This window comes from Photobacterium sp. (assembly GCF_033720175.1).
In the GTDB taxonomy this organism is placed as follows: Bacteria; Pseudomonadota; Gammaproteobacteria; order Enterobacterales; family Vibrionaceae; genus Photobacterium.
This window is the reverse complement of the sequence record NZ_JAWWDA010000001.1, coordinates 178890-192956: the sequence shown is the minus strand read 5'-3', so window position 1 is coordinate 192956 and position 14067 is coordinate 178890. Positions and strand designations below refer to the sequence as shown.

At 46.0% G+C, this 14067-nt stretch carries 12 protein-coding genes and 1 CRISPR repeat array (1 of these 13 cut by a window edge); of the genes, 9 read left to right on the top strand and 3 right to left on the bottom strand.

Features of this window, described 5'->3' with window-relative positions; all coding sequences use genetic code 11:
• Positions 1-55 precede the first annotated feature (55 nt).
• Complete coding sequence (locus tag R3289_RS00710) at positions 56-796, bottom strand: SDR family oxidoreductase (protein ID WP_318923920.1); 741 nt, start codon at positions 794-796, stop codon at positions 56-58.
• A 475-nt stretch (positions 797-1271) separates the two neighbouring features.
• Positions 1272-1703 carry an Hsp20/alpha crystallin family protein gene (locus R3289_RS00705; RefSeq protein ID WP_318923383.1) on the bottom strand — a complete coding sequence of 144 codons (432 nt, stop codon included), beginning with the start codon at positions 1701-1703 and terminating at the stop codon, positions 1272-1274.
• Between the two features lie 227 nt (positions 1704-1930).
• On the opposite strand from R3289_RS00705, the gene R3289_RS00700 reads away from it, so the two are divergent.
• A complete protein-coding gene (locus R3289_RS00700) occupies positions 1931-3130 on the top strand; it encodes a patatin family protein (protein ID WP_318923382.1) in 1200 nt (399 codons plus the stop codon).
• Positions 3131-3332: 202 nt separating this feature from the next.
• On the opposite strand, the gene R3289_RS00695 is transcribed toward R3289_RS00700, so the two are convergent.
• A complete protein-coding gene (locus R3289_RS00695) occupies positions 3333-3797 on the bottom strand; it encodes an RNA methyltransferase (RefSeq protein ID WP_107282747.1) in 465 nt (154 codons plus the stop codon).
• A 333-nt stretch (positions 3798-4130) separates the two neighbouring features.
• Here R3289_RS00695 and cas3 point away from each other — a divergent pair, with 333 nt between their 5' ends.
• From cas3 to cas2e, 8 genes are read left to right on the top strand one after another with little or no spacing between them, the layout of a single operon-like run.
• The gene (gene cas3, locus R3289_RS00690) at positions 4131-6815 is read left to right on the top strand and encodes a CRISPR-associated helicase Cas3' (RefSeq protein ID WP_318923379.1); all 2685 of its coding nucleotides are present in this window, start codon (positions 4131-4133) and stop codon (positions 6813-6815) included.
• Positions 6816-6836: 21 nt separating this feature from the next.
• Positions 6837-8441: a type I-E CRISPR-associated protein Cse1/CasA gene (gene casA, locus R3289_RS00685; RefSeq protein WP_318923378.1), complete on the top strand. Its 1605-nt coding sequence runs from the start codon at positions 6837-6839 to the stop codon at positions 8439-8441.
• Positions 8441-9022, top strand: a complete 582-nt coding sequence (casB, locus tag R3289_RS00680) for a type I-E CRISPR-associated protein Cse2/CasB (RefSeq protein WP_318923376.1) — start codon at positions 8441-8443, stop codon at positions 9020-9022. The genes casA and casB overlap by 1 nt, the downstream gene beginning before the upstream one ends.
• 12 nt (positions 9023-9034) lie before the next feature.
• Complete coding sequence (gene cas7e, locus R3289_RS00675) at positions 9035-10072, top strand: type I-E CRISPR-associated protein Cas7/Cse4/CasC (protein ID WP_318923375.1); 1038 nt, start codon at positions 9035-9037, stop codon at positions 10070-10072.
• A gap of 14 nt (positions 10073-10086) precedes the next feature.
• Positions 10087-10839, top strand: a complete 753-nt coding sequence (gene cas5e, locus R3289_RS00670) for a type I-E CRISPR-associated protein Cas5/CasD (protein WP_318923373.1) — start codon at positions 10087-10089, stop codon at positions 10837-10839.
• On the top strand, positions 10839-11537 hold the full coding sequence (gene cas6e / locus R3289_RS00665; protein ID WP_318923372.1) for a type I-E CRISPR-associated protein Cas6/Cse3/CasE: 699 nt from the start codon (positions 10839-10841) through the stop codon (positions 11535-11537). The genes cas5e and cas6e overlap by 1 nt, the downstream gene beginning before the upstream one ends.
• A 24-nt stretch (positions 11538-11561) precedes the next feature.
• The gene (gene cas1e / locus R3289_RS00660; RefSeq protein ID WP_318923371.1) at positions 11562-12482 is read left to right on the top strand and encodes a type I-E CRISPR-associated endonuclease Cas1e; all 921 of its coding nucleotides are present in this window, start codon (positions 11562-11564) and stop codon (positions 12480-12482) included.
• Between the two features lie 2 nt (positions 12483-12484).
• Entirely contained in the window at positions 12485-12784 is a 300-nt protein-coding gene (gene cas2e, locus R3289_RS00655; RefSeq protein WP_318923370.1) for a type I-E CRISPR-associated endoribonuclease Cas2e, read from the top strand.
• An 88-nt stretch (positions 12785-12872) separates the two neighbouring features.
• A CRISPR array of direct repeats spans positions 12873-14067; the repeat unit is 29 nt; unit sequence GTGTTCCCTGTATCCACAGGGATGAACCG (it continues 1153 nt past the right edge of the window).

Genomic DNA, 14067 nt, shown 5'->3' with positions numbered 1-14067 from the left:
TCATTGGGGATTATTAGCCCGCTCATACGGCCAAATTGGTCAAAAAGACGAAGGCTTATTGCATGTATAAACCACCGTTTATCGACAATGTTTCTCCGGTGATATAGGTGGCGGCGTCGCTTGCAAGGTAGGCAACTGCACCTGCGACTTCATCTGGTGTCGCCAGGCGTTTCAGCGGTATTTGTGCTTTGATACGTTCCAGTGCGGCGGGCTGAATTTCTTCTACCATCGGTGTACCAGTATAACCAGGTGCAATCACGTTAACAGTTACCCCAAAACGTGCGCCTTCTGCAGCAAGGGCTTTAGTAAAGCCGATCATGCCAGCTTTAGCCGCTGAATAGTTTGTCTGACCGAACTGACCTTTTAAGCCATTGACCGATGAGATATTGATGATGCGGGCATTTCCGCGCTCACACATGGAAGAAAAAAGAGGTTGGGTGACATTAAACAGACTATTGAGATTAGTATTAATCACCTCATGCCACTGCTCTACGGACATACGTGTAAAGGTTGAATCGCGCGTTATCCCTGCGTTATTCACCAGAACATCAATATGACCTTCATCCTGAAGCAAAGACTCAAGAGATTCTCGGCAAGATTGAGTGTTGGTAATATCAAGGGGGAGTAAGCGTACCTGATTGTCTGAATAGTTATTTTTTTTAAACCATTCAATAGCATATTCTTTATTACCTGGAGAGTAACCGGCAATAACACGATAACCTGCATCAAGAAGAACATTTGTAATTGAAGACCCAATTCCGCCCTTTGCACCCGTTACTAATACTTTCTTTTTCATTGAAGTTAATTCCCTGTCGTTATCTCGTGAAATACCAATATGAACATTAATTATTAAGACAGTTCTCATTAATAAGATTACTGCCATAATTAAAGAATCATACTTCCAGTATTATTTTTGTTGATAAATACAGTCAGGCTACCCCTGACTCAGCTATCTGAAGCCTTAGTTATTCCTTTCTGGTTAATGTTTTAGTAACAAGTCGGATGACTGACCACACTATTACTGTTGATATATTGGATTATAGAACAGATAAAATGAAATGCATTGCAGATGCGTCAAAATTCACCGAATCTTAATTGGTGTCGGCAATGGCGGGGGACGCCGAGAGTCGATTATGCCTGACACAAGAGAGAGAGGTCGGTGGGTAAAATGTGAGGCGCAATATTACAAAGGTAAAAAAAAGTACTCCTTAAATGTGAAAAAAGGCTGAAAACAGCATCAGCCTTTTTCTTTATCTTCATGATATTAATGTTTATTTCACTTCTATTTGAATTGGTTTAGGTTTGCTCGATTCAAGTTTTGGGACTTGAATTTTCAGCAAACCATTGTGAAACTCAGCGTGAATATCTTCTTGCTTGGTATCTTGACCCACATAAAAACTGCGCATGAATTTACCGGTATGGCGCTCCTGACGAATTATTTTACCGCCCTCCTTTTCTTCGACTTCTTGTTGCGTGCTCGCTTTAATTATCAGTGAACCGTTCTCTATCTGTAAAGATACATCTTCTTTATTTACACCTGGTAGTTCTGCTGATATTTCAAAGTTATCTTCATTTTCAACAATATCGACTCTTGGTGTCATTGTTTCTGCACTCAGTGTTTGCTTCAGCATAGGGAATGCACTGTCAATATCGTCAAACATATGAAAAAGGTCACGCCATGGATTGCGAGGTACTATGTTCATAATATTCTCCGTCAAATTTCATCATCGCATCATCGCATCATTGCATTTATATGTTAGTCCAACTTTGTTGGAATGTAATATAGGATGTAAGAATGAGATTTAAATTTTATATTAGGTAAAGTGGTTTGGGTATACAATGAATTACAGGCTTAGTCCGAAATGTTAATAAAATCATCATTTAGTACGCCGATTTGAGATACAACCTAAATTTTTAATGCGAGTAAACTATGGCGAGTCACTTACTGTTAAATACAGGTATGATTGAGCGACAAGTTGCAATGCAATTCTTGTCTCAAATCGATCAGGCTCAGAAAAAAAAGTTAGCGCTAGTGGTTCAAGGTGGCGGGCAGAGGGGCATATTCACCGCTGGTGTATTCGATACTTTTCTTGAGGCTGGTTTTGACCCCTTTGAGCTATATATCGGTACCTCTGCCGGTGCGCTCAATCTATCATCTTTCATCAGCCGTCAGTGTAGATTTGGTTATAATTTTATTGTTAATTACACCACCGATGATCAATTCTTCAGTCTCTATAAATACCTGAGCCAACAAAAACCGCTTAACTTAGATTGGGCGTTAGATGCCGTCTCAGCAAAGGGGCCGATGCCACTAGATATCACGACTGCCCGGAAAATTTTACGGTATCGTCAGGCCTTTGCCTGCGCAACTCGTAAAGATACTCTGCAAGATATTTATCTGCCGTTGTATCAGAAAAACTGGAAAGAGGTTCTTCGGGCAAGCTGCGCAATTCCTGTTTTGTACAATCAAAAAGTCAATTTTAACGACCTGGAATGGGTCGACGGCGGGGTGAGTGCAGCGATTCCCGTGAAGGAAGCATGGAAACGCGGTGCCGATCTGGTTATTGTTGTGCGAACCGAACCGGTTGAAAGTGGAAATAACGGGGTAGGTGTATTAGATGACTGGCGGGGAAAAATTGAATCGAGATTGCCGCAATATATTGAAAAACTTAGCCTGAACCAGTCGTTAGATAAAATTAAAGCGATTCACGATGATCTTACTCAGCGTTTTGACTTATGGAAGGGAAATAGGAGTAATAATAAAGCTCCAATGAATCAAACTCAGGACGACGATCTAATGAAGAGCGATAATGGTAGTTGGAAATGGTTTACTGCCGATAACTTCGACCGTTTTATTGCTATTACCAGCAAGGGTAAAAATAATGAGGTGGTCGAAATGCTAACGAACTATTATCAGTCACATCGTAAGTTAAATGACTTTCTGACTCACCCTCCAGAAGGATTGATGGTCATTCAAATTGCACCAGAAAAAAGCTTGCGCAGCAGGGCATTGCTGAGTGACAAGGATGACCTGGAAGTTGATTATCGGGAAGGGAAAGAGATCGCACATCATTTTATCAAACACTTTGCAGAGATCCTTAATGAAAAAACAACATTGAGGCAGCGCTGATCTGTTTAACGAGTCTAGCCATTGAAAAATATTGTTTTTTTCATGCACGCTCTACTAAAAAGCGTGCATGATCTCTGCTAGTGTTTTGAACAACCTCAAAAGAATCCACGCCCGTAATTTTGTGTGCCAGTAACCGAACACAGCGTTATAAGGTGCGCACGACTGACTGTTGTGGCTATCTTCTATTTGTCAGTGATTGTTTCTAGTGATTTGAGAACTCTACACCATTTTCGATTTTTGCCATGCGATCATACAGAATCACGTTTACGGCGGCCGCAAGGTTCATGCAACCTTTGGTGGGGACGTAAATGGTGTCGCGACAAAATGCAGTAATTTCTTTTTTCAGCGTGCCGTCTTCAGGGCCGAAGATGTAAAACGCACGCTCTGGGTGTTTGTACTCAGGAAGAGGTTTAGCCCCTTCAATAAGATCAACGGCAACAGGGGTACAACCCATCGGGATGATGTCTTTAAGTTCTTCGACACCAATTAGCGGAATGCTGCGGTGAACATCTTTTGTATCGGTACAGAACTGCTTGGCCATATCATAGCGTGTCCCGGTATAGAATACAGTGTTGACACCGTAGCAGCCCGCAGCTCGCATTACCGAACCGACGTTTTCAGGAGTTTTAGGGTTAAACAGCCCCACACAAGAGTAGCCTTTGCTCATTACTGTACTTCTTCGATAAAAAATTGAAGCGGGATTATATACCCAAACCCCATCAAGATGCGAGGTTCAGAGAGTCTCACGAAGGGCGAGGTTCATTGGCTTTTATTCTGTGTTAGCCATTCTCTAAATAGAACCACTATTCATTCAGATGACTGTCTTGCCTAAAAGCCAATGAATTCTCGCTGAATTCTTCATCTTGAGGGGGGATACGTGTTTTTATAAAAAATCAGGTAGGAGTGATTCTGATAATAAACAAAAAGGTGATCACAGGCTCAGCCTATAAGGCCGTGATGAAGGCATAATATGAGAATGGTTGACTATGGCATAATCACAGTGAAAAATTATTTTTGTTATTGGGGTAAAGCAGACAAATCAGATGACAGTGACATTTTCCATTTGTTGCCATATCACAGCTTAGATGTTGCAGCGATTGGCTGGGAACTATTTGATGAAAATAGTCACTGGTGTAAAGAGCTGGCTGAGTTTTTGTCTGTTAATCCAGTGCAGCTGCGTCACCTAATCACATTTACGCTGGCATTGCATGATTTGGGTAAGTTCTCTGGCGCTTTTCAATCGCTCAAAACATTTGAATCCCATCAGTGTGAAGCATTAAAAACAACACTTGATTATAACAGCGGCAGTGGCCGCCACGATAAGTTAGGGCACTATTTTTGGCACTGTTTTGAACAGCAAGAAGCCTTTCAGTCTGTTTTAAATACTAACGGCGTTGAAGTATCTCAGAAGAATTTTGCGCGGACCTTAAAAATTATCATCGGCGTATCACTGGGGCATCATGGCAAGCCCGTAAATATCGGCAGTAATGAAATTCTGGCATTACAAAAATATTGCCATAACCAGAATACGCTTGATGCATGGGATTTTGTTTCTGACGCTGCAGCCTTATTTCAACCCTGCTGGCCTGCGCATTGGTTTACAGATAAACAACGACAACAGAACTTGAAACAGATCAGTTGGCATTTGGCTGGTATCGCAGTGATTGCCGACTGGCTCGGTTCAAACTCGAAATTATTCACCTATCGTTCAGATGTGATGCCGCTATCAGAGTACTGGCTGCAAGCAAAGAAACAGGCGAAGAAAGCCATTGCACAAACCGACTTATTCAAATCGTATATGCCACGTCCTTTTCATTCGATTAAAGATCAGTTTGGTTTCGACTCCACGCCGCTCCAACGATGGTCAGAGTCGGTTGATTTAGGGCAAGGCCCGCAACTGTTCATTTTAGAAGATGTGACAGGTTCGGGGAAAACTGAAGCCGCCTTAGCACTGACTCACCGTTTAATGGCTAATGGCCAGGCAGACGGCTTTTATTTTGGGCTGCCTTCTATGGCGACATCCAATGCCATGTATCAACGTATTGCCGACCATTATCATTCTATGTATCAGGATGAACAGAGACCGCCGAGCCTTGTTTTAGCCCACAGTGCGCGAGAAATGAATGATGGATTTCGCCAGTCTGTTATGACCGAAAATTCCGATTCTGACTATAGCAAAGGCGACGCATCAACCTCTGCAACCTGTAATCAGTGGCTGGCTGATTCACGTAAAAAAGCCTTATTAGCCCCCGTGGGTGTCGGCACATTAGATCAAGCACTGTTAGCAGTGTTACCGCAAAAGCATCAGGCATTGCGTATGGTGGGGTTGCATCGCAAGATTTTGATCTTTGACGAAGTGCATGCCGCCGATGAATTTATGCTGGTACTGCTAAAAGATTTGATGGCATTGCATGTCAGGCAAGGGGGAAGCGTAATTTTACTGACGGCCACCTTGTCGAACGTTCAGAGGCAAGCATTGGTCAACACCTGGCAGCAAGCCCTGCAAGTGGAAGAAAGCTCACTCAATGATCAGTCATTCCCATTGGCAACCCAAGTCAATATTAATGGTGCTTCTGCAACGCCGCTGACTTCCCGTAAAGAGGTGAGTCGAGAAGTGGGCGTTTCATTTGTTCACACCTTTGACGATTGCGTAACAAAAGTGCTCGATGAAGCAAAAGCGGGCCGTAGCGTGGTCTGGGTGCGCAACTCTGTTGATGATGCAAGGGCCGCTTATCAGGCTATTTCTGACCATGTGGGCGATCACGAACGTTGCCTGTTATTCCATAGCCGTTTTGTATTAGCAGACAGAAAACGGATTGAGGATCGCGTTCTCAAACATTTGGGTAAACGCTCAACCCATCAAGATCGTAACGGTTTCATTGTTATTAGTACCCAGGTATTTCAGGAAAGTCTCGATGCAGATGCCGATGTGATGCTCACGGATATCTGCCCGATTGATGATCTGATCCAGCGCGCGGGACGTTTGCACCGTCATACCCGAAATCAGCAGGGTGTGGTGGAACAAGGCATTAAAGATGGGCGGGCGAAACCTGAATTGACCATTTATGCGCCAGAATGGTCAGCCGAGCCCGGTATCAATTGGCTGAAACAGGATTTCCCCAATACCGAGGCGGTATATCGCTCACCAGCAAAATTGTGGCTCGGAATGAGAATCTTAAAACAACTTGGGGCGATCCGGATGCCGGAGCAAGCAAGGGATTTGATTGAAGCGGTATATGGCAATGGGGCGAATAACCACATTCCTGATGCATTGTTTGGGGCAGATGCCATCGCAAAAAGTGAAGGACGGCATAAACATACTCAGGCCAACCAGCAGACCATTAACTGGGGAAAAGGCTACTGCACAGGCAGTGCTAAACAGTGGCTGGATGATGAAGTGGAAATAAGTACCCGATACAGCGAATACGAAACCGTAGAAGTTGTTGTGCTGAGCCGTGATGAAAACCAGCAGCTAGTACCGTTGGTGCAAGATAACCAATTTGCCATTCAGCTCAGTACCCTCAAATTAGCCAAAATAAAATTTGCCGACAAGTTACACCAGCTCAGTGAAGACGACGAGCAGCAATTTAAAGCCCGCCATCCGCAAAGTCGCTATAAGCAACTTTGGCTCGCAGAAGATGATGAAAGTTATCGCTATTCTGCTACGAAAGGATTTCAAAGCTAATCACATAAAGGTAAAGGATTTATGAACTTACTCAACGATCCATTCCTTACCGTCAGGTATCGAAATGGCGATCAACAACGCATTGTGCTGGCTGATATTATTGACCCTGATATTGTCGACTTTGCTTTTCCTCGCGCCGATTTTACCGGGGCCGCCTATCAGTTTGTGATCAGCGTATTGCAAACCGCCTTTGCCCCACAAACGCTTGATGACTGGGAAGAGTTGTATTCTGAGCCACCAGAGAAAGACGAATTGCAGCATGCGTTCAACCAGATTCAGCATGCGTGTAATCTTTGCGGCGATGGTCCGCTGTTTATGCAGGATTTTGAATCGCTCCAGGATGTGAAAAAGCCGTCGCCGGTTTCTGGCCTGCTCATTGAAGCGCCGGGTGGAAATACCCTGAAACTCAATACCGATCACTTTATAAAACGGGGTGGGTGTGAGCATTTATCGTTGCCTATGGCTGCAATGGCACTGTTTACCTTGCAGGTTAATGCGCCATCCGGTGGGCAAGGGCACCGAACGGGAATTCGTGGTGGTGGGCCATTAACCACCCTGCTGATGCCAAATAATAAAGAAGCGTCTTTATGGCAAAAATTTTGGCTGAATACATTAAGCCGAGAGGAGTGGGAATATGACGATCCCGATTTTCATTCCGAGCGGCTGTTCCCCTGGCTAGGCGCAACGAAGCAAAGTAAAAATAATGGAACAGAGGTCTATGCATCCGACGTTCATCCGTTGCACCAGTATTGGGCTATGCCACGCCGTATCCGTTTGCTAGTCGATGAACAGCCAGAAATATGCGCATTAACCGGAGAGCTAAGCTCAGTTTCTGTGAGTGAGTACCTGACCCAAAACTATGGCTATAACTACAGCGGTAGCTGGTGGCATCCCTTAACGCATTACCGCACTAATCCCAAAAAGCCAAATGAAGATAACCTCTCAACTAAAGGTCAGCCCGGCGGAATAAGCTATAAGCAATGGCAGCCACTGACATTAATGGATCAAGAGAATGGCAGCCACCCCGCTATGGTTGTTCAGGCCTATACCCAAGATCGGTTTGATTATCTTGCTGGTGAAGAAGGTTTCACCCCAAGGCTATGGGCATTTGGCTACGACATGGACAACATGAAAGCCCGAGGCTGGTATTCGGCTGAATTACCGTTGTTTCATTGCCCTAAGGCATTAAGAGATCAACAGCTGACCCATGTGAAGCAAATCCAAAATATTGCCCTTGAAATGGTATGGCACTGTCGAACCCAGGTTAAAGCCGCCTGGTTTGAAAAACCAGCTGATGCCAAAGGGGATATGAGCTATATCGATCAGATGTTTTTCCAGCAGACTGAAACAGCTTTTTATCAACTGATCCAGGCTTCAATCAGTCATAGCACCAGCACCGAATTCATTGTTCCAGCCAAAGATGCCAAAAGATGGCTTTCCTGCCTGAGGCAGACCGCTCTTGAGTTGTTTGATGAACTGGTCTTATCCGGCTTAGAAAACGGTGAAAGCAAAAACATGAAGCGCATCGCCAAAAAGCGCCGGGAATTAAGCGGCTGGTTGTATACAGGGAAAACAGTGAAAGCCTTCGAAAAAGAATATTTATCTCGCGATAGGGAGACCGTGTAATGACAACGCAAGAGAGAAAAAGTCGCCGTGATGAAGTGATTGAACAGTGGTGGAAAAAACTGCATCTGTCGCCAAAACAACTGCAGGCCGAAAAGTTAACGCCATGGCCAACTAAATACAAAGCCGAACTGAAACGTTGCGGGTCGCCCGATGCGGCCATGCTCACCGAAGGGTTTCGCAGTTTATGGCTGGCGTTACCGGAATCCATTCGGGAAAGAAAAGATCACACCATTATCGCCTGGGCAACTATTGCCTGCGCATTGGCCAATGTCAAAGATAAAACGGCGAAATCCTTTGCATCATCTCTGGGGGAAATCGCTCCCGCGACGGATAAGCCCGTCGTGAGTGAATTGCGGTTCCAGCAGCTGCAAAATGCCAAAAGTGTCGATGAATTTTTTACCCGCCTGCTGCGCATTATTAAACAGATCAAAGGCGTTGCCGAACCGGTCAGTTTATCAAAAGACATTCTTGCATGGTTCGATGAACATCATAGCCGGCAACCGAGAAAAGCCGACAAGCGCATTGCGGTGAAATGGGCGATGGATTACTACGTGCCGAATAAATCAAATAAAAAAGCTTAATTGGAGAAAAAAATGATGAGTAAATTTATCCAGTTACACCTGCTAACCTCGTATGCGCCATCCAACCTGAACCGTGATGACTTAGGCCGTCCTAAAACCGCCCGTATGGGGGGCAGTGAGCGTTTACGTGTCAGCTCTCAAAGCTTAAAACGCAATTGGCGTGTATCCGATCTTTTTCAAGAAGCGTTAGCCGATCAGATGGGAACGCGCACCAAGCGTTACGGAATCGAAGTCTTTGACCGCCTTGTGCAAGGTGGCATAGATGATAAAAAAGCAGCCAAGTGGGGCGGCATGATCGCTGCGGAATTTGGCAAATTAAAGAAAGACTCACTCGAAATAGAACAGCTCGCGCATCTCAGCCCGGCAGAAAAGAAAGCGGTTATGGCACTGGTTGAGTTACTTATTCAAGAACAGCGCGAACCCGTTCAAGACGAACTTAACTTGCTGCGTAAAGACACAACAGGTGTCGATATTGCCTTATTCGGCCGCATGTTAGCGTCAAGCCCAGAATTTAACGTCGAAGCGGCCTGTCAGGTAGCGCATGCGATCAGTGTCCATAGCGTAGCGGTTGAAGATGATTACTTTACCGCAGTCGATGATCTTAACAATGGTGCCGATGATATGGGCGCGTCTCATATTGGTGAGTCCGGCTATGCGGCGGCACTTTTCTATAGCTACATTTGTATCGATAAAGAGTTGCTGGTGAGTAATTTAGGCGGCGATTTGGAATTGGCGAATACAGCCATTGCCGCATTAACCGAAGCGGCGGTGAAAGTGTCCCCGAAAGGGAAGCAGAACTCGTTTGCATCAAGGGCGTATGCGTCTTATGTCTTGGCTGAAAAAGGCGATCAGCAGCCGCGTTCACTCTCTGTTGCTTTTTTGAAACCAATTTGGGGCGACGATCAGGCCTATGAGGCGATCACCGCACTGGAAAAGCAAGTGAAAAACTTCGATAAGGTCTACGGGGCCTGTGCCGATGCAAGGCAACATCTTAATGCCATCACCGGTGAAGGACGTTTTGAAGATTTCATCGCCTTTGTGGCTGACTAAGCAAGGGGAACATCATGGACTTCCTCGTATTTAGATTGTACGGCCCCTTAGCCAGCTGGGGGGAAGCTGCGGTGGGCGGAGATCGGCCTTCCGCCTGCTATCCTTCCCGTTCTGCCATTTTGGGATTGTTAGGCGCAGGGCTGGGGATCCGCAGAGCGGATCACCAACGTTTGGAGCAACTACGCCAAGCGGTGATGATAGGTGTGAAGCAGTACACCAGTGGTACTTTGCTGCGTGACTATCACACCACTCAAGTACCCTCGCAAGATAAAAAGCGTGTACTGCGAACCCGTAAAGATGAGCTGTCAGACGCTTTAAAACTTAATACGGTGCTTTCTACGCGAGACTACCGAAGTGATGGCATGTGGGTTGTTGCTATTTGGCTCAATGACGGGTCTGAATTGGATCTGCAGACATTGCAGCAGCATTTGATCAAACCGAAATTCGTTTTATCGATGGGGCGTAAGAGTTGTCCTTTAGCCGCGCCTTTAGTGCCGGTTATTGTCGAGCGCAGCGATCTGAAAAGTGCATTAGAGACTAAATTCCCACCACTTTTAGAGACCATCAGCGAGGATGTAATGTGGTTGAATGTTCCCGATACCATGACCTACTTCTGGCAAGGGGATAGCAGCTTACTGAAGCTGTCATCAGAAGATGCCCAAAAAGTGCAATCCCATACCCGCTGGGATGAGCCTGTTCATCGGGAACGCTGGCAATTTGCTAACCGCTTAGAGCATCAGGTCGTGTTATCGCAGGAGGACAACTAATGTATTTATCCCGCGTGAGATACCGTGAAAATGGTACTGCGAGAAAACAGCTACAGCATGTATTGAGAAATGGCAGCTATGCCAGCCATCAGTTGCTCTGGCAGTTATTTGGCGAACATGACGAGCGTAATTTCCTATTCAGGGAAGAACAAAGCCGTGGTTTTGAATCGTTAAAAGGCACGCCGGAATATATGGTGTTATCTGCCTGCAAGCCCGCGAGTTGTTCAGACATATTGCAAGTGGAAACCAAGCCATTTCAGCCTCATTTACATGAAGGTCAGAGGCTGGCATTTCGATTACGCGCCAATCCAACTGTTGATATTGCCAACCCTGAGCGCACCAGGCGGAGTAAACGGCATGATGTGATGATGCATACCAAAAAGCAATTAGCCGCAGAGGGACAAACCGATCCAATTATTGTGAAATCTGCAATGGATCAGGCGGCCATTGACTGGCTATGCAATACAAGGCGTACAGAGAATCTCGGCATTCGGTTTGATGTCGCCCCGACAGTGTTGGCTTCAGTTCAGCAGAAGACGATCCAGAAGAAGAACGATCGTATGATCAGTTTTACCGCGGTTGATTATGAAGGAATTCTCACCGTGGTAGAGCCAGAAAAATTGATTAATTCTTTGCACAAGGGCATAGGCCGTTCAAAAGCATTCGGGTGCGGCATGATGTTAATTCGGCGGGTTTGAACCGCCATTTTTTCTGGGGGCAAAATGGCTTTTATTCCGCTCAAACCCATTCCGTTGAAAGATCGAAATTCCATGATCTTTATTGGAAAGGGGCGTATTGATGTACGCGACGGGGCATTTGTCGTCATAGATGAAGTTAATGGCGAGCGCATGCATATTCCAGTGGGCTCTGTGGCTTGCTTGATGCTCGAACCCGGCACAAGGATCTCCCACGCCGCCATCAAACTGGCATCTGAAGTCGGAACCTTGATCACCTGGGTAGGGGAAGGCGGTGTCAGGTTTTATGCCTCCGGCCAACCTGGCGGCGCACGATCCGACAAACTGTTATATCAGGCGAAACTGGCACTTGATGAGCAGCTTCGTTTAAAAGTGGTACGCAAAATGTTTGAGCTGCGTTTTGGTGAAGAGGCTCCGAAAAGACGCAGTGTGGATCAACTCCGGGGCATTGAGGGCGCACGGGTTCGGAAACTGTATACCACCTTCGCAAAGCAACATGGCGTGAAGTGGAATGGTCGAAACTATGATCGGGAAAACTGGCAAGGTAGCGATGTGGCAAATCAATGCATCAGTGCAGCAACGTCCTGTCTTTATGGCATCACCGAAGCCGCAATTCTGGCCGCAGGTTATGCGCCTGCAATTGGTTATTTGCATACCGGCAAGCCGTTAAGCTTTGTTTATGACATCGCTGATGTGATCAAGTTTGAAACTGTGGTTCCCCTGGCCTTTAAAGTGGCAGCCAAGTCACCGTTACGACCAGACAGAGACGTGCGCCTTGCTTGTCGGGAGTTATTTCGAACAGACAAGACTTTGAAGCGGCTGATCCCCCTGATTGAAGACATACTCGCGGCAGGTGAAGTTGAACCACCCAAACCTTATGAAGACGCGCAACCACCCGCGATACCAGAGCCGTCTTCCATTGGTGATATAGGCCACAGGAGTCACTAAGCATGGCAATGTGCATGGTTGTAACAGAAGCGGTTCCGCCAAGGTTAAGGGGTCGGTTGGCGGTATGGTTGCTTGAAATCAGGGCTGGCGTCTATGTCGGCAATGTCAGTCGGCCGATTCGCGAAATGATCTGGGAACAGGTCGAGGTGTTGGCGGAAGGCGGCAATGTGGTGCTGGCGTGGGCAACCAATACTGAATCGGGGTTTGATTTTATCACCTATGGTGAGAACCGCCGCCAGCCTATTGATTTAGATGGCCTCAGATTGGTGACGTTTTTACCTGAAAAAGAGCGTGAAAAATAGGTGATTTGCTCTTTAAAAAACAGAGGAAATATTTGGTAGAAAAACAGAGGGTCTTTTTTCTATTTAAAATCAGTTATATAATTTTAGAGTGTTCCCTGTATCCACAGGGATGAACCGTTGGCCACACTTACGTTGACGGAAGCATCATCGTGTTCCCTGTATCCACAGGGATGAACCGCGTAAAGCTAAAGAGTTGGCTGAAATTGAAGACGTGTTCCCTGTATCCACAGGGATGAACCGGTATTGTAGAACGCGAACTAGCTTGGGGTATCGTGTTCCCTGTATCCACAGGGATGAACCGAAACTCGTAAATGCTCTGTAACTTGTGAATTGGTGTTCCCTGTATCCACAGGGATGAACCAGAAGGATGGTGGCTTAACCGTCTTAAAAAAGCGTGTTCCCTGTATCCACAGGGATGAACCGGTATCATTGTAATATGGGTTAACACTTGTCGGGTGTTCCCTGTATCCACAGGGATGAACCGCGCCATGTAGGTTCTATGTTCGTTTGATGTGAGTGTTCCCTGTATCCACAGGGATGAACCGGGACGCTAACGTCGGGGATACCGGATTAACTAGTGTTCCCTGTATCCACAGGGATGAACCGAACCAACCTTTAGGTTATGCTTATGCGTAAAAGTGTTCCCTGTATCCACAGGGATGAACCGCCTGATTTTATATTTTGGGGTAATAACAGGAAGTGTTCCCTGTATCCACAGGGATGAACCGCAAGAAGCCGAAAGAACAGATAGTGAAGGTGTGTGTTCCCTGTATCCACAGGGATGAACCGTAACAATGATAACGGCATTAGACTCTGGCAACGTGTTCCCTGTATCCACAGGGATGAACCGCAGTCGCTATTGTTTTTAGCGATGTTAGTTAAGTGTTCCCTGTATCCACAGGGATGAACCGGTGTTTCAATTAATATTGATAGCTTAGGTACTGTGTTCCCTGTATCCACAGGGATGAACCGCACTGTGTGACTATATGCATGTGCTTGAGATGGTGTTCCCTGTATCCACAGGGATGAACCGTCGAAACGGTCCGTCCAGATGGTATTGATACAGTGTTCCCTGTATCCACAGGGATGAACCGCGGAAATACAGGTAATCCCATTGTTGCCCTGCGTGTTCCCTGTATCCACAGGGATGAACCGGTTAGCTGGCCATGGGGTTGCCGCCGCCGCAGGTGTTCCCTGTATCCACAGGGATGAACCGAAATTAAAAATTAAGGGTAATCAATGAAATTCGTGTTCCCTGTATCCACAGGGATGAACCGGGTAAC

Bases quoted from the DNA above. Each gene is read 5' to 3' on its own strand.
- R3289_RS00710 (WP_318923920.1), bottom strand. From the start codon at position 796: ATGAAAAAGAAAGTATTAGTAACGGGTGCAAAGGGCGGAATTGGGTCT.
- R3289_RS00705 (WP_318923383.1), bottom strand. From the start codon at position 1,703: ATGAACATAGTACCTCGCAATCCATGGCGTGACCTTTTTCATATGTTT.
- R3289_RS00700 (WP_318923382.1), top strand. From the start codon at position 1,931: ATGGCGAGTCACTTACTGTTAAATACAGGTATGATTGAGCGACAAGTT.
- R3289_RS00695 (WP_107282747.1), bottom strand. From the start codon at position 3,797: ATGAGCAAAGGCTACTCTTGTGTGGGGCTGTTTAACCCTAAAACTCCT.
- casA (WP_318923378.1), top strand. From the start codon at position 6,837: ATGAACTTACTCAACGATCCATTCCTTACCGTCAGGTATCGAAATGGC.
- casB (WP_318923376.1), top strand. From the start codon at position 8,441: ATGACAACGCAAGAGAGAAAAAGTCGCCGTGATGAAGTGATTGAACAG.
- cas7e (WP_318923375.1), top strand. From the start codon at position 9,035: ATGATGAGTAAATTTATCCAGTTACACCTGCTAACCTCGTATGCGCCA.
- cas5e (WP_318923373.1), top strand. From the start codon at position 10,087: ATGGACTTCCTCGTATTTAGATTGTACGGCCCCTTAGCCAGCTGGGGG.
- cas6e (WP_318923372.1), top strand. From the start codon at position 10,839: ATGTATTTATCCCGCGTGAGATACCGTGAAAATGGTACTGCGAGAAAA.
- cas1e (WP_318923371.1), top strand. From the start codon at position 11,562: ATGGCTTTTATTCCGCTCAAACCCATTCCGTTGAAAGATCGAAATTCC.
- cas2e (WP_318923370.1), top strand. From the start codon at position 12,485: ATGGCAATGTGCATGGTTGTAACAGAAGCGGTTCCGCCAAGGTTAAGG.